At 73.8% G+C, this 21,666-nt stretch carries 19 protein-coding genes and 1 riboswitch; of the genes, 6 read left to right on the top strand and 13 right to left on the bottom strand.

The genetic code is table 11. The features are described 5' to 3' along the window. Complete coding sequence (locus AB0G10_RS10810; RefSeq protein WP_360918604.1) at window positions 1-609, top strand: ABATE domain-containing protein; 609 nt, start codon at window positions 1-3, stop codon at window positions 607-609. Between the two features lie 9 nt (window positions 610-618). Here the strand turns inward: AB0G10_RS10810 and AB0G10_RS10805 are convergent, their stop codons facing one another. Together AB0G10_RS10805 and AB0G10_RS10800 are read right to left on the bottom strand one after the other, a co-directional pair. Then, window positions 619-1,260 (bottom strand): hypothetical protein, encoded by a 642-nt coding sequence (locus tag AB0G10_RS10805; RefSeq protein ID WP_360918603.1) that lies wholly within the window; start codon window positions 1,258-1,260, stop codon window positions 619-621. A 56-nt stretch (window positions 1,261-1,316) separates the two neighbouring features. Continuing rightward, a complete protein-coding gene (locus AB0G10_RS10800) occupies window positions 1,317-2,987 on the bottom strand; it encodes an FAD-binding dehydrogenase (protein WP_360918601.1) in 1,671 nt (556 codons plus the stop codon). Window positions 2,988-3,144: 157 nt separating this feature from the next. Between AB0G10_RS10800 and AB0G10_RS10795 the strand changes: the two genes are divergently transcribed. Genes AB0G10_RS10795 through AB0G10_RS10785 form a run of 3 tightly spaced genes read left to right on the top strand, consistent with a single transcriptional unit; the run spans window position 3,145 to window position 7,234 of the window. After that, a complete protein-coding gene (locus AB0G10_RS10795) occupies window positions 3,145-4,524 on the top strand; it encodes an IucA/IucC family siderophore biosynthesis protein (protein ID WP_360918599.1) in 1,380 nt (459 codons plus the stop codon). 9 nt (window positions 4,525-4,533) lie between these two features. Next, entirely contained in the window at window positions 4,534-6,105 is a 1,572-nt protein-coding gene (locus AB0G10_RS10790) for an IucA/IucC family protein (protein ID WP_360918598.1), read from the top strand. After that, window positions 6,098-7,234 carry a type III PLP-dependent enzyme gene (locus AB0G10_RS10785; RefSeq protein ID WP_360918596.1) on the top strand — a complete coding sequence of 379 codons (1,137 nt, stop codon included), beginning with the start codon at window positions 6,098-6,100 and terminating at the stop codon, window positions 7,232-7,234. The genes AB0G10_RS10790 and AB0G10_RS10785 overlap by 8 nt, the downstream gene beginning before the upstream one ends. A gap of 90 nt (window positions 7,235-7,324) precedes the next feature. Here AB0G10_RS10785 and AB0G10_RS10780 read toward each other — a convergent pair whose 3' ends face one another. From AB0G10_RS10780 to AB0G10_RS10765, 4 genes are all read right to left on the bottom strand, one after another. Beyond that, window positions 7,325-7,864, bottom strand: a complete 540-nt coding sequence (locus AB0G10_RS10780) for a GrpB family protein (RefSeq protein WP_360918594.1) — start codon at window positions 7,862-7,864, stop codon at window positions 7,325-7,327. Between the two features lie 83 nt (window positions 7,865-7,947). Further along, complete coding sequence (locus AB0G10_RS10775; protein ID WP_360918592.1) at window positions 7,948-8,850, bottom strand: phosphotransferase; 903 nt, start codon at window positions 8,848-8,850, stop codon at window positions 7,948-7,950. A 127-nt stretch (window positions 8,851-8,977) separates the two neighbouring features. Continuing rightward, a complete protein-coding gene (locus tag AB0G10_RS10770; protein WP_360918590.1) occupies window positions 8,978-10,885 on the bottom strand; it encodes a hypothetical protein in 1,908 nt (635 codons plus the stop codon). A 63-nt stretch (window positions 10,886-10,948) separates the two neighbouring features. Further along, entirely contained in the window at window positions 10,949-11,767 is an 819-nt protein-coding gene (locus AB0G10_RS10765) for a helix-turn-helix transcriptional regulator (RefSeq protein WP_360918588.1), read from the bottom strand. A 92-nt stretch (window positions 11,768-11,859) separates the two neighbouring features. Here AB0G10_RS10765 and AB0G10_RS10760 point away from each other — a divergent pair, with 92 nt between their 5' ends. Next, complete coding sequence (locus AB0G10_RS10760) at window positions 11,860-12,726, top strand: aldo/keto reductase family oxidoreductase (RefSeq protein ID WP_360918587.1); 867 nt, start codon at window positions 11,860-11,862, stop codon at window positions 12,724-12,726. Here AB0G10_RS10760 and AB0G10_RS10755 read toward each other — a convergent pair. The 6 genes from AB0G10_RS10755 to AB0G10_RS10730 all read right to left on the bottom strand — a co-directional run bounded on the left by AB0G10_RS10755 (window position 12,701) and on the right by AB0G10_RS10730 (window position 18,244). Continuing rightward, window positions 12,701-13,264 (bottom strand): hypothetical protein, encoded by a 564-nt coding sequence (locus tag AB0G10_RS10755; RefSeq protein ID WP_360918585.1) that lies wholly within the window; start codon window positions 13,262-13,264, stop codon window positions 12,701-12,703. The two genes, AB0G10_RS10760 and AB0G10_RS10755, sit on opposite strands and share 26 nt — an antisense overlap. Continuing rightward, a complete protein-coding gene (locus AB0G10_RS10750) occupies window positions 13,264-14,364 on the bottom strand; it encodes a hypothetical protein (RefSeq protein ID WP_360918583.1) in 1,101 nt (366 codons plus the stop codon). The genes AB0G10_RS10755 and AB0G10_RS10750 overlap by 1 nt, the downstream gene beginning before the upstream one ends. 630 nt (window positions 14,365-14,994) lie before the next feature. Next, the gene (locus tag AB0G10_RS10745; protein ID WP_360918581.1) at window positions 14,995-15,816 is read right to left on the bottom strand and encodes a class I SAM-dependent methyltransferase; all 822 of its coding nucleotides are present in this window, start codon (window positions 15,814-15,816) and stop codon (window positions 14,995-14,997) included. Beyond that, window positions 15,813-16,301: a peptide deformylase gene (locus AB0G10_RS10740; RefSeq protein ID WP_360918579.1), complete on the bottom strand. Its 489-nt coding sequence runs from the start codon at window positions 16,299-16,301 to the stop codon at window positions 15,813-15,815. Before AB0G10_RS10740 ends, AB0G10_RS10745 begins: the two co-directional genes overlap by 4 nt. A gap of 10 nt (window positions 16,302-16,311) precedes the next feature. After that, window positions 16,312-16,881, bottom strand: a complete 570-nt coding sequence (locus AB0G10_RS10735; protein ID WP_360918577.1) for a sigma-70 family RNA polymerase sigma factor — start codon at window positions 16,879-16,881, stop codon at window positions 16,312-16,314. A 148-nt stretch (window positions 16,882-17,029) separates the two neighbouring features. Further along, complete coding sequence (locus AB0G10_RS10730) at window positions 17,030-18,244, bottom strand: chorismate-binding protein (protein WP_360920682.1); 1,215 nt, start codon at window positions 18,242-18,244, stop codon at window positions 17,030-17,032. Between the two features lie 122 nt (window positions 18,245-18,366). On the opposite strand from AB0G10_RS10730, the gene AB0G10_RS10725 reads away from it, so the two are divergent. Next, entirely contained in the window at window positions 18,367-18,567 is a 201-nt protein-coding gene (locus tag AB0G10_RS10725) for a DUF5999 family protein (RefSeq protein WP_127552083.1), read from the top strand. Between the two features lie 129 nt (window positions 18,568-18,696). Here AB0G10_RS10725 and gcvP read toward each other — a convergent pair whose 3' ends face one another. Then, window positions 18,697-21,498, bottom strand: a complete 2,802-nt coding sequence (gene gcvP, locus AB0G10_RS10720) for an aminomethyl-transferring glycine dehydrogenase (protein WP_360920679.1) — start codon at window positions 21,496-21,498, stop codon at window positions 18,697-18,699. Window positions 21,499-21,574: 76 nt separating this feature from the next. Beyond that, window positions 21,575-21,666, bottom strand: a riboswitch (glycine riboswitch).

Below are 21,666 nucleotides of genomic sequence, written 5' to 3'. Positions count from 1 at the left end.
ATGACGGGGTTTCCCGCGCTCTACGGCGGCGCCACGTGCCTGGACTTCGCCAACACCGTCGACGCCCGGGCCACGGACGCCCCGGAGGAGCACCTGGCCGGCTATCCGGGGCTGGTGCGCTGGTCGGCGTACGCGGGGCTGCTCGACGAACCCGCCACCCGGCACCTGCTCACCCTCGCCGCCGCGCGGCCGCAGGCGGCGCAGGCGAGCCACGCCGCCGCGCTCACCCTGCGCGAGGCGATCTTCCGGATCTTCGCGGGCCTGGCCGCCGGCGCCCCGCCCGCGGCGGCCGACCTGGCGCTGCTGCAGCAGGGGTACGCCGCGGCGCTCGCCACCGCCCGCCTCGAACAGCGCGGCGACCGGTTCGTCTGGAACCTGCCCGCCGAGAACCTGCACCGCGCCTGGTGGCCGGTCGCCGTGGCCGCCAGCAAACTCCTCACCGGCGGCTCCCTCGACCGGGTCAAGGTGTGCGCGTCCGGGCGGGGCTGCCGGGGGCTGTTCCTGGACACCAGCAAGAACAACAGCCGGCGCTGGTGCACCATGGAGAGCTGCGGCACCGCGGCCAAGATCCAGCGGCAGGCCGCCCGGCGGCGTTCCGCCCGAACCTGACCGGCCCGGCTACCGCGGCGGGGTCAGCAGCGCGGAGACGGTCGCCCGCTGCTCGGGTGACAGGGCGCGCGGCCCGTCCGGGTTGCGGGTGCTGCCGGGATGGTCACAGATCCGGACGCCGTCCTCGGTGCGCCAGGTGGCGGGCCGGGCGGCGACCAGCAGGGCGGCGATGGCCGGGGTGTCGCCGGTGACGCCGGCCGTGCGCAGCGCCGCCGACAGCGCGGCCGCCGGATCACCGGACGGCGCGGAGGCGGCGGCCGTGTCGCCGAGCACGGGGGCCAGCAGCAACAGCGTGTGGGCCCGGCCGACGGGGTCGGGGGCGCGGGCGGCCAGCCCGGACAGCTCCGGCCAGGACAGGGCCGGGCCGTCCGGGACGCCGTCGGCCTCGGCCAGGGTGATCGGCGCGGCGCCGGGTGGGTGCAGCAGGTAGTCGACGATCTGGTCGTCGTTGCGGTACACCACGGCCAGGCCCGCCCCGGCGGGGAGGACCGGCTCGGCGGCGTCGTCGGTCAGCCGCAGGTAGGTGCCGCGGATCAGGCCCAGGCCGGCGCCGAACAGGGCGGCCAGGTCCTCGTCCAGGGCGGCGCCGCAGGCGACCCCGAGGTGGGCCGCCCAGAACGCGGGCCGGCGCAGCAGGGCGGCGGCGTCCATGCGCTACGCCCGGCCCGGACCGCGGCGGCCTGGACCGCGGCGGCCCGGCATCGCGGTCACAGGGTGCGCGCCGCGTGCCGGCCCGCGGTACGGCCGGAGAACAGGCACCCGCCGAGGAACGTGCCCTCCAGGGCGTTGTAGCCGTGCACCCCGCCGCCGCCGAAGCCGGCCACCTCGCCGGCCGCGTACAGGCCCGGGATCGGCCGGCCGGCCGGGTCCAGGGCGCGCGAGTCGAGGTCGGTCTGGATGCCGCCGAGGGTCTTGCGGGTGAGGATGTGCAGCTTCACCCCGATCAGCGGGCCGGCGGCCGGGTCCAGGATGCGGTGCGGCACCGACGTGCGGCCGATCCGGTCGCCGAGGTAGCGGCGCGAGTTGTGGATGCCCTGCACCTGGGCGTCCTTGCTGACCGTGTTGCCGACCTGGCCGTCCCGGGCCTCGATCTGGGCGCGGATCCGGGCCGCGTCGAGCAGCGGCTGGTCGGTCAGCTTGTTCATGCCGGCGACCAGGTCCTCCAGGGTGCCGGCCACCACGAAGTCGGCGCCGTGCTGCTTGAACGCCTCGACCGGGCCGGGCGCGCCCTTGCCGAACAGCCGGTCCTTCAGGAAGGCGCGCCGGTCCTTCGCGGTCAGGTCCGGGTTCTGCTCGGAGCCGGAGAGCGCGAACTCCTTCTCGATGATCCGCTGGGAGAGGATGAACCAGGAGTGGTCGTGCGCGGCGATGTCCGGGGTGGTGCGCAGGTACTTCAGCGTGCCGAGGGTGTCGTAGCTGGGGAAGTACGGGGCGGGCAGCCGGCGGCCGAGCGCGTCGAACCACATCGGCGACGGCGCGGACAGGATCCGGATGCCGTGCCCGGGCCAGATTGGGTCCCAGTTCTGCACGCCCTCGGTGTAGTGCCACATCCGGTCCCGGTTGACCAGCCGCACCCCGGCCCGCTCGGCGATGCCGAGCATCCGGCCGTCCACGTACGCCGGCACCCCGGTGATCATCTTGGTGGGGGCGGTGCCGAGCCGGGCCGGCCAGTACTGCCGGACCAGGTCGTGGTTGGCGCCGATGCCGCCGGTGGTGACGACGACGGCCTGGGCGCGCAGCTCGAAGTCGCCGGCCACGTCCCGGTTGGAGGTGACGCCGCGGGGCGCGTCGTCCGGGGCGAGGACCGTGCCGCGGACGCCGGTGACGGCGCCGTTCTCGACGATCAGCTCGTCGACGCGGTGCCGCGAGTGCAGCTTGAGCAGCCCGCTCTCCGCGGCCCGCACGGCCGAGGCGGCGAACGGGGCGACCACGCCGGTGCCGGTGCCCCAGGTGATGTGGAAGCGCGGCACCGAGTTGCCGTGCCCGTCGGCGCGCAGGTCGCCGCGCTCGGCCCAGCCCGCGAACGGCAGCCAGCTCAGCCCGAGCGAGGCCAGCCAGGCGCGTTTCTCGCCGGCCGCGAACTCGACGTACGCCCGCGCCCACTGCACCGCCTGGGAGTCCTCGTCGTCGAGCCGGTCGAAGCCGGCGCTGTGGCGCCAGTCCTGCCAGGCCAGCTCGACGCTGTCGGCGATCCGGGCGCGGCGCTGCTCGGGGCTGCCGACGAAGAACAGCCCGCCGAACGACCACCAGGCCTGCCCGCCGAGGTTCGCCGCGTTCTCCTGGTCGAGCAGCGCCACCTTCTTGCCGGCGGCGGTGAGCTCGTGCGCGGCGGCCAGCCCGGCCAGGCCCGCGCCCACGACGATGACGTCAGCGTCCACGATCGTTCCCCTTCGACGAACCCGACCGGATACGAGAATTTATCGGATTCGACGCCGCGGCGAAATGGCGGCGACACGCCCATGATCGCGATGTGTCGTCGCTCGCGTCGCGCCGCCCCGCGACGACAGGACCCGCCCGCACCCGGACAATGAGGGAGTGCCCCCACCCACCGCCGGAACCGCGCAGACCCGCGCCGAGCTCACCGCGCTGCGCCCCGGCCTGGTGGCCGCCTACGACGCCGCCCTGCCCGGCGCCCGCGCCGCGATCCTGCACCGGCTGCGCCTCGCCGTCGCCCGCGAGCCGCTGCCCCCGCCGGCGGCCGTCGTGGACACCGACGACCCGGTCGCGCTGGTGGCGACCCGGTGGCCCGGGAGCCGGCTGGTGGCCGAGGTCGACAACAGCGTCGCCAACCTGGCCCTGGCGCGGGCGAACGCCGTACCCGAGACGATCCCCACCGGACCGGAGAGCCTCGCGCGACTGGAGCAGTCGCTCGTCGACGGCCACCCGCTGCACCCCTGCTGCCGCACCCGGGCCGGGATGACCGTCGCCGACGTGCTCGCCTACGCCCCCGAGCACCGCCCGGTGATCCGGCTGCGCCGGCTGCGCGTGCCGGCCGGGCGGTGGCACGGCGGCGGCATGCCGATCCTCTACGCCCACCCGTGGCAGGCCCCCCGGCTGATGGCGCAGTACCCGTGGCTGACCAGCGCCGGCGTCACCCGCCCGGTGCGGCCGCTGATGTCGCTGCGCACCGTCGCCCCGGTCGGCGGCGGCCCGCACGTCAAGACCGCCGTCGACGTCCAGATGACCTCCGCGGTCCGCACCGTCTCCCCCGCCGCCGTCCACAACGGCCCGATCCTCTCCGCCCTGCTCGAGAGGATCACCGCCGACCTGCCGATCGACGTCCTCGCCGAGACCGCGGCCGGCGCCGTGATCACCGACGACGGGCCGGACCGGCGGCTCGCCCACCTGATCCGGCAGGCGCCGCGGCTCGCCGCCGGGGAGACGGCCGTGCCGCTCGGGGTCCTGGCCGCGTCCCCGATGCTCCTGCGCGCGGCCGGTGACCCGTACGCGCTGATGGAGCAACTCGGCAGAGTGCTGTTCGCGCCCCTGGCGCGCGTGCTGGAACGCGGCGTCGCGCTGGAGGCGCACGGGCAGAACACGCTGCTGGTGATGCGGGACGGCCGGGTGACGCGGGTGCTCTACCGCGATCTGGGCGGCGTCCGGGTGCACGCCGGCCGCCTGCGGCAGGACCTCGGCCTGAAGGGTGACATCCCCACCGACGACGAGACCGAGCTGCGCACCAAGCTGGCCGCCGCCGCCCTCGGCACGGTCGCCACCCAGCTGATCGGCGCCCTCGACGCCGACCCCGCCCACCTCTGGAAGATCCTGGCCGCCGGCATGCGCGCCGACCCTTCCGCCGACACCGCGGCGCTGCTCAGCGAGCCGCTCCCGGTGAAGGCCACCACCGCGATGCGGCTGGCGGAGAACCCGCTCGACGACATCTGGACCCACCTGCCCAACCCGATGGCGGCGTGAAGGAGTCTCATGACCATCCGCAGTGTCAGCACCGGGCGGCTCGCCGCCGCGGCCGCGCACACCGAGGCCGCCCTCGCCGTGCACGCCCCCGAACTCGTCGACGGCTTCCTCGCCGCCCTGCCGCAGGCCGCGGACACCGTCGGCCGGCGGCTGCGGGCCGCCCTGGTGCGCGAGGGGATCGTGCCGGTGGCGCCGGGCGGGCGGGTCCACGCCTTCGACCGGGTCGAGTACGACGAGGCCGGGGTCGCCGACCCGGTGGATCTGCTGACCGGGATCGACGCCGGGGCGTTCGCCGCCGAGATCCGCAACGCGGTGATCAACTTGGCGGTGGCTCTGTCCAGATTCAATGGGATGAAGCCGCTCGAGAACGCCGACCTGGACGCCGTCCGGCTCGAACGGCTCGCCGTGGCCGGCCACAACCTGCACCCCTGCGGCCGCACCCGGCTCGGCTGGGACACCGGCGACGTCCTCGCCCACGACCTCGAAGCCGTCCACACCGCCGTCCGGTTCCTCGCCGTCCGCGACGACCACCACCTCGGCGACGACCTCGGCGCCCGGCTGGGCCTGCCCGCCGCCCCCGCCGGATACCGCGCCCAGCCCGTGCACGCCTGGCAGTTCGACCTGGTCGCCGACCGCTACCGCGACCTCTTCACCGAGCGCGTCCTGCTCGCCATGGACGGCCACCTCGACGCCGTCCCCACCGCCGCCCTGCGCACCCTGTTCCTGCCCGCCCTGGGCCGATACCTCAAACTCTCCCTGGACATCCAGGTCACCTCCACCCGCCGCAGCATCAGCGTGGCCAGCACCCGCAACGGCCCCGCCCTCTCCGCCCTGCTGCACCGCCTCGTCGCCGGCGACCCCGACGGCCACCGCCTGTTCCTGCTCGCCGAGACCGCCGGCGCCGCCGTACCCGCCGGCAGCGGCCGCGACCTGTCCGCCATCGTCCGCGACGGCCTGCACGACCGGCTCCAGCCCGGCGAGACCGCCGTCCCCGGCGGCGCCCTGCCCGCCCACGACCCGGCCACCGGCGCCACCGTCCTCGCCGGGCTCGTCGACGCGTCCGGGCTCACCCCGGCCGGCTGGCTCACCGCGTACACGCGGCTGCTGCTGCCACCCCTGCTGCGCCTCGCCACCCGCGGCGTCGCCCTCGAAGCCCACCTGCAGAACTGCCTGCCCACCTTCGTCGCCGGCCGCCCGCACCGGCTCGCCCTGCGCGACTTCGCCGGCCTGCGCCTGCACCCCGGCCGGCTCGCCGCCGCCGGCCACCACCTCGACCTGTGGCCCGGCTCCGTCGTCGGCACCGGCGACGAGGACGTGCTGCGCGCCAAACTCGGCTACACCGCCCTGCAGGCCCACCTCGGCGAGCTCGTCATCCGCCTGCAGGAATCCCACGCCCTGCCCGAGGACCACGCCTGGCGCCTCGTCCGCGGCGTCGTCGACGAGACCTACGACGCCCTCGGCGGCCACCCCGACCACGCCTTCTTCATCGCCCCCACCATCCCGCACAAGGCCCTCGTCCGGATGCGCCTGGACGGCGGCGGCGACCTCTACCGGCCTGTAGGAAACCCCCTGCATGGCTGATCTTCCCGCCCCGGTCGCGCGGGCGCTGCGGCGCCTGCCGGCCCCGGCCTGCGCCTACGTCTACTCCCGGCCCGCGCTGGCCGCGCGGGCCGCCACGCTGCGGGCCGCGCTGCCGCCGGGCGCCTCCTTCCTGTACGCGGTGAAGGCCAACGGCCACCCCGAGGTGGTCGCCGCGCTCGCGGCCGCCGCCGACGGCCTGGAGGTCGCCTCCGGCGGGGAGCTGGCCCTCGCCGTCGCGGCCGGCGCCCGCCGGATCGTCTTCGGCGGCCCCGGCAAGACCGACGCCGAGCTCGCCGCCGCCGTCCGGGCCGGCGCGCTCATCAACGTGGAGAGCGTCTTCGAGATGCGGCGGCTGGCCGGCCTCGGCCTCTCCGCCGACATCTGCGTCCGGGTCAACCGGGCCGGCGCGGCCCTGCACGGCAGCCACGCCATGACCGGCGTGCCGACCCCGTTCGGCGTCGACGAGTCCCAGCTGGCCGACGCCCTGCAAGCCGTGCCGCCCGGCCTGCGCGTGATCGGCTTCCACCTGCACGCCGTCTCCAACAACCTGGACGGGGGCGCGCACGCCGCCTTCCTCACCGAAGCGGTGGGCTGGTCTCTCAGGACCGCCCAGGCGTACGGGATACCGCTCCGCGTCGTGAACGCCGGCGGCGGCTTCGGGGTCGACTACGAGAGCGCCGCCGCGATGGACGTCACCCCGCTGTCGCGGGTCACCGTGCCGCCGGGCGTCGACCTCGTCCTCGAACCCGGCCGCTGGCTCGCCGCCGACGCCGGCTGGTACGCCGCCGAGGTCCTCGACCTGAAGACCACCCACGGCCGCACCTTCGCCGTGCTGCGCGGCGGCACCCACCACTTCCGGCTGCCCGCCGCCTGGGGCTACAGCCACCCGTTCACCGTCCTGCCGGTCGACGACTGGGACCGCCCCTACCCGCGCCCGTCCGTCAGCGACGTCGCCGTCGACGCCGTCGGCGAGCTGTGCACCCCGCGCGACGTGCTGACCCGCGGCCGGCACGTCGCGCGGCTGCGGGTCGGCGACCGTCTGGTCTTCGCGCGCACCGGCGCGTACGGCTGGGACATCTCCCACCACGACTTCCTGCGCCACGACCCCCCGGACTTCGTGATCCTCTGAGGGTGGTCGGCGAAGCCGTCCTTCTGGTTCTTCGAGGTGCGGCTCGCCGCACTGCCTCTAAAGCGTCCTAGGAAGATAGGAAGCAGGGCATCAGCAGTCGCTGGGGCCGGGCTCCCAGCCGGTCTCCTGCGTCCAGTCGGCGGCCCGGCGGATCGTCTCCCAGAAGAACGGCGACTTCGCGTCGGTGTAGCCGTGCCGGTCCTCCCGGAAGTCCACGGCCAGCGCCCGCTTCAGCGCCGCGTACTCGGCCGCCGTCGCCGCGTCCGCGCGTAGGAAGTCGCGGAACAGCAGCGCGAACTGCTCGGCGAAGCTGCCCGCCCGCCGCACGTGGATGTGGGTGCGGCGATCCCCCGGCCGCTCCCGGAAGTACCGCTTGGTCCGGTCCGGGTTCTCCGCCCGGAACACCAGGCCCAGCTCCTGCAGGGGCTCGCGGAACGACGCGTCCGGCTCGAGCCGGTCCACCGACACCTGGATGTCCACGACCGGTTTCGCGGCCAGCCCCGGCACCGACGTCGAGCCGATGTGGTCGATCCGTACCGCCACCGGGCCCAGCGCCGCCCGCAGCGCCGCCCCCACCGTGGCGAACCGGGCCGGCCAGGACGGGTCGTAGTCGACGATCTCGATATGCATGCGCCCGATTCTGCCCAGAGCCTCGCGGAGGGTCGTCGGCGCAGCCGTCCCTTTGTCGTGGGGTGCGGCTCGCCGCACTGCCCCTAGAGCATCCTAGGACGATAGGATGCTAATCGGATCATCTCCGGATCGTGCGCCAGTTTGCCGAGCTGCCAGGAGAAGTCGGTGGCGTCGGCCGCGCCGAGGAACAGCCAGGCCCGGAACGCCGGCCGGATCAGCGCGTCCTCGAGGGCGGAGAGCGGCCGCACCTCGCGGTAGCCGCGGATCACCTCGGCGTACCGGCCGCGCCAGGACAGCGCGAAGTCGGCCACCTGGAAGGTGTGGTGACAGGTCTCGAAGTCGAGCAGGCCGGTCAGCCGGTCCCCGTCGAACAGCAGATTCCACGGGGTGAAGTCGCCGTGGATGACGCCGCGCGGCGCCGCCGAGGTGTCGTGCGCGGCGAACCAGGCGGCGGTCGCGTCCCGGCACACCCGTAGCAGCCGTCCCGGCTCCGGGAACCGGGTCTCGTACCGGCACAGCGTCTCCTCCAGCGCCGGATCCACGAGCCCGGCCGCCAGGTCCGGGAAGCCGCCGCGCCGCCCGGTGATCCCGGTGTCCGCCAGCGACGCGTGCAACCGGGCCAGCAGCCGCCCGCGGTCACGCTGCTCGACCGGCCCGGCCGCGCGCGGGCGCCCGGGCAGCATCGGCAGCAGCAGCCAGGTGCTGCCGCCCGCCGTCACCGGCTCCTCGACCGGCACCGGGGCGGGCCAGCCCCGCTCGCGCAGGGCCCGGGCGACGCGGATCGGATAGGCCCAGTCCGGGGACACCGAGGCTGGCAGCTGCTTGAGGACGAGCGGGGTCCGGCCCCGGCGCACCTGCCAGGTGGTGGTGGCCCGCGCCCCCAGCACCGGGCCGGGCACGAGCCGCCACCGGCGGAGCACCTCCCGGCGGTGGGCTTCCGGCGGAACGCCGGCGGCCGCGCGCGGACGCTCAGGAGTCCCCGTCATGTGTCTCGTCCACGGTGCCCATGACATCGGCACGGTACGCGCCTCCGCTGTGCGCGGCCCCGAACGATTCGCCTCCGCTGTGCGCGGCCCCGAACGATTCGCCTCCGCTGTGCGCGGCCCCGAACGGTTACGCCGACACCAGCAGGATCGCGTCCTGCCGGACGATCAGCACCCGCCCGTCCGCGGCCACGGCGAGCGCCTCCGGCGACTGCGGGGCGGCGCCGAACCGGTCCAGCACCTCCCGCGCGCACCGGCCGGCGTCGCAGCGCCACAGCACCTGCTGCCAGTGGCCCGCGGTGCCGCCGGTCGCGCCGACGCTCACCCGCAGCCCGGGACGGGTGGTCTCCTCGGCCGCCGTGACCAGGTAGGACGTGCCGCTCACCGCGATCGCGCCGGACCGGTCCGCGACCGCGCCGCCGGGCAGGTCGAGCATCCGGTCGCCGACCCGCAGCAGGTGCGGTTCCAGCGACACCGCCTCGGCGCCGGCCATGGTCCAGGCCGACACCGGGTGCCCGACGAAACTCGACCCGGTGGTCGGCCGGTCGCAGCAGGTCAGCGACGCCGCGGCGGTGCCGGTGCGGACCGTGGCGACCGGCCGGCCGTCGCCGTCGATCGTGAGCAGCACCCGCGGGGTGGTGGTCGGGCCGTCGTCCCAGGTCAGCCGTTCGAGGCTGCTCCCCTCGTACCGTTGGGGCCGCTCGCACCCCACCTCGCCGCACCGGAGGAAGGTCATCCGCCAGCGCGGCCCGGCCGGGTGCGCGAGCACGAACCACAGCGCCTGGTCGGGTGCCACCGCCGCGCCGATCTCCGGCCGGTCGGCCTGCTCCCGCGCCGACGCCCGCACCGGCACCCACGCCTCCGGGCAGCCGCCGCGGGTGCAGCGCGCATAGTGCACGAACGGACCGCCGTCGCCGGGCCCGCCGCTGACCATCGCCTTCACGACGGTCCGCCCGTCGGCGCTGATCCCGGCCGCGCCCCGGCCGTCGTAGACCGCCGGCCCGCCGTTCACGCTCGCATACCGGTCGCAGAGGTCGTTGTCGCAGAACCGCGCGCCGGTCATGGTCGCGATCGTCGGATGCCCGCCGGCCGGCCAGGCCACCGCCGCGACGCTGGTGGTGCTGTCCGCGTGCGAGCGCACCGACGGCAGGTGGGTGGGGTTGGCGGCGGCGAGACCGGCCGGGACGAGCAGGGCCGCGGCGGCGAGGACCGCGATCGGCAGCAGGCGGGTGCGCGGCCCGGTCCAGTCGTCCAGGCGCGCGTCGACGGCCGCGAGATCGGCCGCCGCTTCGCCCTTTTCGCCGATGCGGTCGTGCCCGCGCTGTTCCAGGTAGACGTGCGCGAGGATGCCCGCCTGCACCGCCACGACGACGGCCGCGGCCAGCGCGCCGGCCACCTCGGCGATCCACCCCAGGGCCGGGAACACCGGCGACAGCGGCGGCAGCAGACCGGCGGCCACCGCCGGCACCAGTATCCCGCCGAGCAGGAACGCCCCGGCGGTACCGGCCACCCGCCCCCGCGTCAGCGCCCAGTCGGACCCGCCGAGCCGGTGCGCCACCAGCCCGACCAGCATCCGCGCGGCCACCACGGCGGCGCACCCCAGCACGGCGACGGCGAGCGCCACCGCGAACCACCCGCCGCCCGCCGAGGTGACCGGCAGCAGCGCCAGCCCGGTGATCCCGGCGATCGCGACGAGCCCGGCCGCGTACACCGGGAAGCTGCGCCCCGCCGCGACCAGCGCCCGGCCCGCCCGGACCTGCCTGCCGCGCGCCGCCCCGGCCGCCACCAGCGCCGCCGCCGAGAGCCCGAACAGCCAGCACGCCGGCACCACCACGAGCCGCCACCAACCGTCGTCCCCGCCGAGCAGCAGCACCCCGTTGACGATCACGGTCCGGTCCGAGCCGAGCGCCAGGTCGAGCGCCGCCAGCAGCAGCACCGCCACGGCGAGCACCGGCAGCAGCACCGCGGCCAGCTGCCGCCGCGCGGTCCAGGCCAGGCCGTATCCGGCCACCGCGTTGCCGATCAGGGAGAAGAGCACCGCGCGAGGATAGCCGACAAGATCAATAGATCAACCCCTATTCCGTACGCCGGGAGCACCCGGTCACTCCGCGATCGCGGCCTCGGCGGCCGCCAGTGAGCCGAGCAACCCCAGCGAGCGGGCGCTCTCCGAGCCCGGCTCGGCGTGGTACACGACCAGCAGCAACCCGCCGGCCTCCCCGGCCGTAAGCTTCTCCCGCCGCAGGGTCAGCTCACCGACCTCGGGATGCGCCATCCGCACCGACCCGCCCGACGGCGCCTTCACGTCGTGCCGCGCCCACAGCGCCCGGAACTCCTCGCTGCCCCTCGACAGCTCCCCGACCAGCCGCACCACCGCCGGATCGTCCACCTCCTCGGCCACCGAGGCCCGGAACGACGCCACCATCCCGCCGATCGCGTGCTCCCAGTCCGGGTGGAGCAGCCGCTCCGCCGGATCCAGGAAGATCGACCGCAGCCGGTTCTCGCCGGGCCGGATCTCCGGCGACAGCGCGGTGGCGAGCCGGTTCGCGGCCAGCACGTCGTAGTGCCGGTTCTCCACGAACGCGGGCAGCCCCACCACGTCGAGCAGCTGCCGGATCCCGGCCGGGACCGCGTCCCGGGCGACCCGCCGCCGCGGCCGGGCCACGGTCAGCCCCAGCAGGTACCGCGTCGCCGCCGCGTCGAGCAGCAGGACCCGGGCGATGGCTTCGAGCACCTGCGGCGACGGGTTGCGGTCGCGGCCCTGTTCCAGGCGCAGGTAGTAGTCGGCGCTGATGCCGGCGAGCGTGGCCACCTCCTCCCTGCGCAGCCCGGGCGTGCGCCGCACCCCGACCGCGCGAATCCCCACCTCGGCCGGGCCGACCTGGGCCCGGCGCGCTCGAAGGTACTCCCCCAACGCGTTCATGCCATCAGCCTAGAAACACCGCATCCTGGCCCTGTCACTCCTAGGAAGAGCAGACCCTGAACGAAGCCGCCGGAGCGCGGCACCGTGGAGGCATGACACAGACGACGACACTTCCCGGCGGCACCTACCGGCTCGGCGACTTCGCGGTGACCCGATTCGGTTACGGCGCGATGCAGCTGGCCGGGCCGCACGTCTTCGGCCCGCCGGCGGACCGGCCCGGCGCGGTCGAGGTGCTGCGCACCGCCGTCGAGCTCGGCATCAACCACATCGACACCTCCGACTACTACGGGCCGTTCGTCACGAACGAGATCATTCGTGACGCTCTCCACCCGTACCCTCGAGATCTTCACCTGGTCACGAAGGTGGGCGCCCGCCGCGACGAACGGGGCGCCTGGCCGGTCGCGCGATCGCCGGAGGAACTGCGCCGGCAGGTGCACGACAACCTCGGACGGCTCGGCCTCGACGCGCTCGACGTGGTGAACCTGCGGATGGGCGGCCTGCAGGACCCGGAGCCGGGCTCGATCGCCGAGCCGTTCGGCGCCCTCGCCGAGCTGCGCGAGCAGGGCCTGATCCGGCACCTCGGGCTGTCCACTGTCAACGCCGAGCAGATCGCCGAGGCGCAGTCGATCGCGCCGGTGGTGTGCGTGCAGAACTTCTACAACCTGGCCAACCGCGGCGACGACCGGCTGATCGACGACCTGGCGGCGCAGGGCATCGCCTACGTTCCCTACTTCCCGCTCGGCGGCTTCTCGCCGCTGCAGTCCGGCACGCTCACCGCGGTGGCGCAGCGGCTCGGTGCGACGCCGATGGCGGTGGCGCTGGCCTGGTTGCTGCAGCGCTCACCGAACATCCTGCTCATTCCGGGTACGTCGAAAGCGGCGCACCTGCGCGCCAACGTGGCAGGCGCCTCGCTGGTGCTCGACGAGGCGACCGTCAAGCAGCTGGACTCGATCGCCTGACCGGTCCGCGGCGGCCGCCGACGACCAGCAGCGTGGCCGCCGCCAGCAGGGTCAGCACCCCGTAGTCGTGGCCTTCGACCTCGACGGAGACCCCCATGTATTCGCCGAGGTCCTGAGTGAGGTTCCAGAGATGCACCGCGTTGCTGATCGACGCGTAGACGAGCAGCGCGAAGAACAGCCCGCCGAGCGCGGTGCCGCCGCCCGGCGCGGTGCCGGTGAAGAGCGCCGCGCAGGCTGCGGTGATGCAGACCGCCACGATCACGGCCCGGACCAGCTGCTCGCGCGGCCAGTCGTCGCCGAGCGTGGGGACATACCAGGTCAGCAGCACGACGGCGAGCAGCGCCAGGCCGGCCCGTGGCAGCGGGCGGCCCGCCAGCGCCGGGGTGAGGGCGAGCAGCAGGAGCACGGCGAGCCCGCCGAGCAGGGCGAGCGCCGCCGAGTACCGCAGCACGCCGATGGTCGCGACCACGGCGGCGAGGCAGAGCAGAAGAACGCGGACCGGGTCGGCCGACCCGGTCCGCGTGTCCGTGGAACTCATCAGTTGGTGGCCGCCGGGGTGGCGCCGCCGAGCAGCTCCTCGAGCTCCTTCAGCTCCGCCTCGGTGAGGTCCGCGCCGGCGCCGGTGTCGGCGCCGAGGGACGGCGGGGTCTTCATCGACTTCAGCAGCCCGTCCACGTCGATCTTGGTGACGTCCTGCGGGGCGTCGATCGCCGCGCCGGTGGTCACCTCGAGCCGCAGCGCGACCCGGCCGGTGGCGCCGTCGATGAACTGCAGCATGTTGATCTCGGCGGCGGTCAGCTTGCCGTCCTTGATCCACAGGTCGAGCACGACCGGCTTGTCCAGCGGCGCCGCCGACGGCTTGACCGTCTCGGCGAGCGACGAGTCGAGGGCCTTCACCAGGCGCTCGATCTCGGTGTATGCCTTCGCCGTCGAGGAGGTGACGACCAGGTGCGTGTCGTCGTTCTCGTCCCGGACGATGTCCGCGCCCTCGAGCAGGTTCTCCGCGCTGGTGGAGAGCTCGGCGAGGACCTTCTGCTCCTCGACGTCCTTGGCGGGCACGCCGGCGCCGGTCTCGGCCAGGTCGCCGAGCTTCGTACTGTCGATCGACACCCACTTGCCGGCGAAGAACGCGTCGAGGCCGCCGAGCGAGCCGACCGCCTGGTCGCTGAGGGTCTTGATGTCGTCGGCACTGGCACCGAACTTGGTGGCCAGCTCGGTGATCGGCGCCTTGATGAACATGGTCTTGTCCACGTAGCGGATCTCGGTGCCGGAGACGCCGTCGACCGTCGCGGCGATCGAGCCACGGTCGTCCTCGACGCCCTCCCCCGCCTTGTCGTAGGCGATGGTGAACGACGAGTTGAACAGCTGACGCAGAACCTTCGCGTCCTCGTCGGTGAGCTCGTCCTCCGGATCGCCGGACTTGGCGGCGTCCAGCTTCGCGGCGGCGACCAGGTCGTCAGCGCTGCCGTTGATCTTGATGGTGAAGCCGGCCTGCTTCGCCTCGCCGAGCTGCTCGGCGGCGTTGCGCAGTTCCAGCTTGGGCTCGAGGGCCTCGAGCTTGTCCCCGGCGCAGCCGGCGATGACGGTAAGGGTGGTGACACCGGCGAGAGCACCGGCGATGAGACGCGTGACGCGCAAAACAACTCCCCGTTCGATGTATGCGGGCACACTGTAGTGGCACCGATCAATCGGGCGCGCCCCGATATCGCCACCCTCACATCGACCTGCGCGAACCCGGCGCCAGCGTTCCCCGCGGCCGAGCATCGTGCCCGCTCCCGCGCCCCGCCCCGGCCGGCCGCTTTCGCGCATGACGAAGTTCCGTCCGCGATCACCAACGGGAGCCCTCGCCGGCTGAAGAGCCCGGGCCTCTCGCAGTGAACTGCCCCGCCGTCCCCACCCAGCGCACACCCTCTAAGGCGCCCTAGGAAGCTAGGTTGGATGGGCCTGGGTGGAACCGACCTGCGCGGCGAGGTGGAACGCGCCCGGCAGAGGCCGCCGGCCGCCCGGGCGGCCGGCGGCCGAGCAGAGGGCGGCAGCCCGAAGGCGGCAGCCCGAAGGCGGCAATGAAGGGGCAGCCCGAGAAGGCCGCCATAAGGGGGCAGCCGAAAGACCGTCGGACGGGGGCAGTCGAAAGGCCGTCAGGCGAGGCAGCCGGAAGGCCGCCAGAAGGTGACAGCCGAATCTGCCGCCATAAGGGGGCAGCCGGAAGGCCGTCAGAAGGTGGCCGGGGCCGGAGCGGCCGCCTTCTGACGGCGAAAGGCGGGTGGATCAGCGGGTCAGGACGGCCTTCCAGCGGGAATGCAGTCTCGACCCCGGCGCGGCCGTCTGCTCGAGGGACACCATCCGCAGACCGCCTACCGCGAACGCCGTCATCTCGTCCCTGGTCAGCGGCCACGGCGGGCCGTCGCCGCCGGCCACTGCGGCCGCGGCCAAAACGAGCAGGGTGCCGCCGGGTGCCACGAACTCGCCGACGGCCGTGATCGCCGCGGCGCGGATCGAGGACGGAGATGACGGCGAGGACAGCGAGGAGCGCGGAGATGGCGTGGACGGCGCGTAGGGAGAAGTCGGCGAGGGTGGGGAGGAGGGTGACAACGGCGCGGAGGGCAGGGCCTGCACGTTGTTGCTCTCCAGCACCAGGTCGAAGGCGTGCCGCCAGCCGGCCGGTGGATTCAGGAGGTCGGCGACCACATACGTGACGGCGCTCGACGGATGCCGGCTGCGGGCCAGGTCGATCGCCGTGGGTGAGATGTCGAAGGCCGTCGTGGCGTACCCCAGGGCCGCGATGTGCTCGGCGTCGCGGCCCGGACCGCAACCCACCACCAGCGCGCGCCGCCCCTCGCCCGGGGGCAGCGGGTGGGCCCGCAGGTGGGCGCTCGCCTCCGGGACGTCCCAGGGCACCGCCGGGGACGAGGCGTAGAGCGGCTCGAACCACCCGGTCGGATCGCCGGCCCGCAGGTGGGCGGAGGCGAGCCGCTCCAGATCGGAGGCGGCGGGTCGTTCCGGGTGGGAGGCGGCGGGTCGCTCCGGCGGCGACGCCACCACGGCACGATCAGGCGAGGACGGCGACGAAGGCGACGAAGGCGAGTTCACCGCGGCACGATCCGGCGCAGTTCGCGCAACGCCTGCCGGCGCACGTCACCGACCAGGGTGTCGATGTAGAGCCGGCCGTCGAGATGATCGACCTCGTGCTGCAGGGCGCGGGCCAGAAAGCCCTCCCCCTTGATCACGAGAGGTTCGCCGTACTGGTCGAAGCCGGTCGCGGTGACCGATTGCGCCCGTACGGTCTCGTAGCCGAGCCCGGGCAGTGAGAGGCACCCCTCCTCGTCGGCCTGGGTGCCCTCGAAGTCGCTGAGCACCGGGTTGACCAGGTGGCCGACGACGCCGCCCACGTTGTACGAGAAGACGCGCAGGCTCACCCCGATCTGCGGGCCGGCGACCCCGGCGCGGCCCGGCTCGCGAACCGTGTCCTCCAGGTCCTTCACCAGTTCCCGCAGGGCGGCGTCGAAGTCGGTGACCGGGTCGGCTTCGGTGCGCAGGACCGGGTCGCCGAAGATGCGGATAGGCCGAACTGTCATGAGGGAGAAGTTACGCGAACAGCGCGGGCCGGTCCGCGCCGAGCATGTGCCGCAGCTTGATCAGGGAGCGCCGGGTCTGGCTCTTCACCACCTGGACGGGCACTCCGAGCTCGGCGGCGACCTGTTCGACGCTGTGGTCGGCGAAGTACCGCAGCACCACGATGGCCCGGTCCCGGGCGGGCAGCCGGGACAGCGCGCCGAGCAGGTCGAGGCGCAGGTCGGGGCTGATCTCGTAGGCGGGTTCGCGCAGCGCCGGCAGCCGGGTCTCGGTGGAGCTGCGGCGACGGCGGTGGTCGAGGTACACCCGGAGCAGGATCTTCTGGGCGTACGCGGGAAGGTTGTCGCTCTCCCGGGCCCGCTCCCAGCCCTGGAAGAGCTTCGTGAGCGTGGTCTGGGTGAGGTCCTGCGCGAGGTGCCAGTCGTGGCAGAGCTGGTAGGCGCTGCCGTGCAGGCGGGCCACGAACGCCCGCGCGAACTGCTCGAAGCCGGCCCGCCGGGTGGCCGCCGGCGGAATCACGCGGATCCGGATCCCGGACCGGACAGTCCGGCGCGGGGCCGGCTTGTCGAGCAGCTCAAGCATGGTTTCGCCTCCCGGGCACGGGGTGCCACTGTGGATCTTGTCGGTGCCGCGCGAGGGTGAAACTACGCGCTGGAACCCCCGGATCGGGGGTGGACGCCGACAGTGGCACGTAACCGGTAGAGACGGCTCGGAGCAGGCTATGAGGGGGCTATGAGGCGAGCGCGGACCGGATCGGCCGGGCCTTCGCGGCGGCCTCGTCGACCTCCGCGACCGGGTCGCTGTCCGCGGTGATCCCGCCGCCGGCCCAGGCGTGCACCCGGGTGCCGTCCGCCGCCACGGTGCGGATGCTCAGCCCCAGGTCGAGGTGGTCGTGTCCGATCCAGCCCACCGCGCCCATGCTCACGCCCCGGCCCACCGGCTCCAGCGCGGCGATCTGCGCGAGGGCGGCGATCTTGGGCGCCCCGGTGACGCTGCCGCCCGGCAGCACGGCCCGCAGAAGATCCGCGAGGCCGACCCGGCGATCGAGGGGTGCGCTGACGACCGACTCCGCCTGCCAGAGATCACACCATTTGCGTACGGCGAAAAGCTCGTCCACCACGACCGGGCCCGTCCCCGGCAGCCGGGCGAGGTCGTTGCGCTCCAGGTCGACGATCATGACGTGTTCGGCCCGTTCCTTCTCCGACGCCAGGAGCTCGCGCAGCCCCGCCGCGGTGGCCGGGCGGGTCCCCTTGATCGGGCGGGTGACGACCCGGCCGTCCCGGACCTCGACGAGCGTCTCGGGCGAGGCCGTCGCCAGCGCCCAGCCGCCGGCCGGATCGGCCAGCACCCCGCCGTAGCGGGCCCCGGGCAGGCCGGCCACCCGGCGCAGCGCGGGCAGCGGGTCGCCCTGGTACGCCGCCGACGCGTGCCCGACGACGTTGACCTGGTAGACGTCGCCCCGGCCGATCGCGGCGCGCACCCGGGAGACCGCGTCGGCGTGCTCCGATCGGGTCCAGCTGTCCCGCCATTCCCCGAGCCGCCAGCCGCCACGGCGGCCCGACCCAACCGATTTGTCCGGATTTTTCGAGAAATGTTGGTAGACGACGGCATAAACGTCCGGCACACCGGGCACCGGAGAGGGTGCCCCGAGAGCAGCGCCCGCCATCACGCATCCGGCATCCGCCGACACGTAGAGTGCCGCCCCGCAAATGGTGCCATCGCCGAACGTCTTGTTTTTGTCATCCGTTCGGCCAAGGTTTCGCACCGGCAGTCCGTTGTCCGCGAGGAATGCGGACAGAAGCTCGGCAGGGTCACCGGGATCACCCCGGTGCCACCGGAAGACACGTAACGCATGGTGACGGGCTTGGCAGGCGGCCGGCGCCGCCGGAGGAGCCCCGGAAGGAGCCGGCGAACAGTGGTCGACAGCACCCGTCCCGTGGACCATCGAAGACGCGGACCGCGAAGGAATCGGCGTCACCGGGTTGAACCGCCGTCGTTCCATGTGAGGTAACGTCCGACACCGACTTTGTGAACCTTCACACAGCCCCCAAACGGAGAACGACCGAGATGTGCCAGCACACGAACCCCTGCCCATCAGCCGACGCGACGGACCGTGAGGCCGCCAAGGTCATCGTGACCTTCTGCGAGCAGGGCTGGAGCCTGCTCTGCAACGGGGTCATCATCTTCGAGGACACCGGCGAGATCCTCCCGGACGGCACCATGATCGAGCCGCACCGGGGCCCGGCTGTGCACGCGCTCGCCGCCTAGATCGACCACGCGCTCGCGCCCGGTTCAACACGGGCCCCACGAGTACGCAGAGTAACGAATTGAAGACGGCGCAGGCCGCGATCCCCCGTTGAGGACCGCGACCTGCGCAAGCGATGGACGTGGTCCGGCTCAGTCCTCGAACGCCTCGGGCGACGGGCACGAGCAGACCAGGTTCCGGTCGCCGAACGCCCCGTCGATGCGGCGCACCGGCGGCCAGTACTTCGCAGCCCGGTCCACCCCGGCCGGGAACGCGGCGACCGACCGCGGGTAAGCGTGCTCCCACGCGTCCGCGGAGACCGCGGCCGCGGTGTGCGGCGCGTTCGCCAGGGGGTTGTCGTCCTTCGGCCAGACGCCCGCCGCGACCTGGTCGATCTCACCCTTGATCGAGATCATCGCGGCGATGAACCGGTCGAGCTCGGCGAGGTCCTCGCTCTCGGTCGGCTCCACCATGAGGGTGCCGGCGACCGGGAACGACATGGTCGGCGCGTGGAAGCCGTAGTCGATCAGCCGCTTCGCGACGTCGTCGACACTGACCCCGGTGGCCTTCGTGATCGGCCGCAGGTCGAGGATGCACTCGTGCGCGACCAGGCCGTTGTCGCCGGCGTAGAGCACCGGGAAGTGCTCGCGCAGCCGCACCGCCGTGTAGTTCGCGGCGAGGACCGCCGCCGCGGTGGCCGCGGCCAGCCCGTCCGGGCCCATCATCCGCACGTACGCCCACGAGATCGGCAGGATGCCGGCGCTGCCGTGCGCGGCCGCCGAGACGGCGTGGTGGTCGCCCTGCTCGAGCGGGTTGCCGGGCAGGAAGCCGGCGAGGTGCTGCCGGACCGCGACCGGGCCGACGCCGGGACCGCCGCCGCCGTGCGGGATGCAGAACGTCTTGTGCAGGTTGAGGTGGCTGACGTCGGCGCCGAACTTGCCGGGCTTGGCGAAGCCGACCAGCGCGTTGAGGTTCGCGCCGTCGACGTAGACCTGGCCGCCGGCCTCGTGCACCTGGGCGCAGAGCTCGGCGATCCGGGTCTCGTAGACGCCGTGCGTGGACGGGTAGGTCACCATGATCGCCGAGAGGTTGTCCCGGTGCTTCTCGATCTTGGCGGCCAGGTCGTCCATGTCGACGTTGCCGTCCGCGTCGCAGGCCACCACGACGACCCGCATGCCGGCCATCACGGCGCTGGCCGCGTTCGTGCCGTGCGCGCTGGACGGGATGAGGCAGACGTCGCGGTGGGTCTCGCCGCGCGAGCGGTGGTAGCCGCGGATCGCCAGCAGGCCGGCCAGCTCACCCTGCGAGCCGGCGTTCGGCTGCACGCTGACGGCGTCGTAGCCGGTGATCTCGGCGAGCCAGGACTCCAGCTGGGCGACCAGGTCCTCGTACCCCTGGGTCTGGTTGGCCGGCGCGAACGGGTGGATGTTCGCGAACTCCGGCCAGGTGACCGCCTCCATCTCGGTGGTGGCGTTCAGCTTCATCGTGCAGGAGCCGAGCGGGATCATGCCCCGGTCCAGCGCGTAGTCGGAGTCCGACAGCTTCCGCAGGTAGCGCAGCATCGCGGTCTCGGAGTGGTGGGTGTTGAAGACCGGGTGGGTCAGGTACTCGGTGGTCCGGCGCACCAGCGACACGTCGGCCGGGCCGGCGACGGTCGCGCCGAACGCCGCGAGGACGGTCGCGACGTGCGCGGCCGTGGTCGTCTCGTCAGTGGAGACCGAAACGTGGTCGGCGTCGACCAGGCGCAGGTCGACACCCTCGGCGGCGGCCGCCGCGACGATCGCCGCGGCGCGGCCCGGGACCCGCGCGGTCACGGTGTCGAAGAAGACCGGCCGGGTGATCTCGATCCCGGCGGCGGTCAGGCCGCCGGCGAGGGCGCGGGCGTGGTCGTGGGCGCGCTCGGCGATCGCCCGCAGACCCTGCGGGCCGTGGTAGACGGCGTACATGCTGGCCATGACGGCGAGCAGGACCTGCGCCGTACAGATGTTGCTGGTCGCCTTCTCCCGCCGGATGTGCTGCTCGCGGGTCTGCAGCGCCAGCCGGTACGCGGGCGCGCCGTCGGCGTCCTTGGACACCCCGACGAGCCGGCCCGGCAGCGAGCGTTCGAGCCCGGCGCGCACCGCGAGGTAGCCGGCGTGCGGGCCGCCGAAGCCGAGCGGCACGCCGAAGCGCTGGGTGGTGCCGGCCGCGATGTCCGTGCCGATCTCGCCCGGGGCGCGCAGCAGGGTCAGCGCCAGCAGGTCGGCCGCGACCGTGACGAGGGCACCCTGGGCGTGCGCGGCCTCGACGAGCGCCGCGTGGTCGCGGACCGCGCCGGACGCGCCCGGGTACTGCAGGTGCAGGCCGAAGAACTCCTCCGGGAGCTCCGCCGCGTCCAGGTCGACCAGGACGACCTCGATGCCGAGCGGCTCCGCCCGGGTGCGCAGCACGCTGAGCGTCTGCGGCAGCGTGTCCGCGTCCACGGCGTACACCTGGCTCTTGACCTTGGAGGCGCGCCGCGCGAGCGTCATCGCCTCGGCGACCGCGGTGGCCTCGTCGAGCATCGACGCGTTGGCGGTGGTCAGCCCGGTCAGGTCGGTGACCATGGTCTGGAAGTTGAGCAGCGCCTCGAGCCGGCCCTGGCTGATCTCCGGCTGGTACGGGGTGTACGCCGTGTACCAGGCCGGGTTCTCCAGCACGTTCCGCTTGATCACCGCGGGGGTGTGCGTGCCGTAGTAGCCGAGGCCGATCATCGGGGTGGCGACCGTGTTGCGGCTCGCGATCGCGCGCAGCTCGGCGATCGTCTCCTCCTCGGAGAGGCCGGCCGGCAGGTCCAGCTCACCGTGGAACCGGATCGACTCCGGGATGGCGGCGTCCATCAGCTCGTCGAGCGAGTTGTAGCCGACGGCCTTGAGCATGTGGGTCTGCTCGTCCGAACCCGGACCGATGTGACGGGGTACGAAGGGTGACGTCATGGGCGACTCCAGGCTCTCTGAGAAGGTCGGCACGCAACCTCCCCCTCTGTCATACCCAGACGGGTACTTCAGAGCGCCTGCCCACGCGGTCCTTCTGCCTGAGAGTTTTCCGGGGAGGGTTTGCCCCTTCGGCGCCGTCGCGAGGACGGTCTCTTCCGCACAGGTGTT

Source organism: Actinoplanes sp. NPDC023714 (assembly GCF_040639855.1).
Lineage (GTDB): Bacteria > Actinomycetota > Actinomycetes > Mycobacteriales > Micromonosporaceae > Actinoplanes.
Note: the sequence above shows the minus strand (reverse complement) of the source record. Positions and strands in the feature narration are given on the sequence as shown.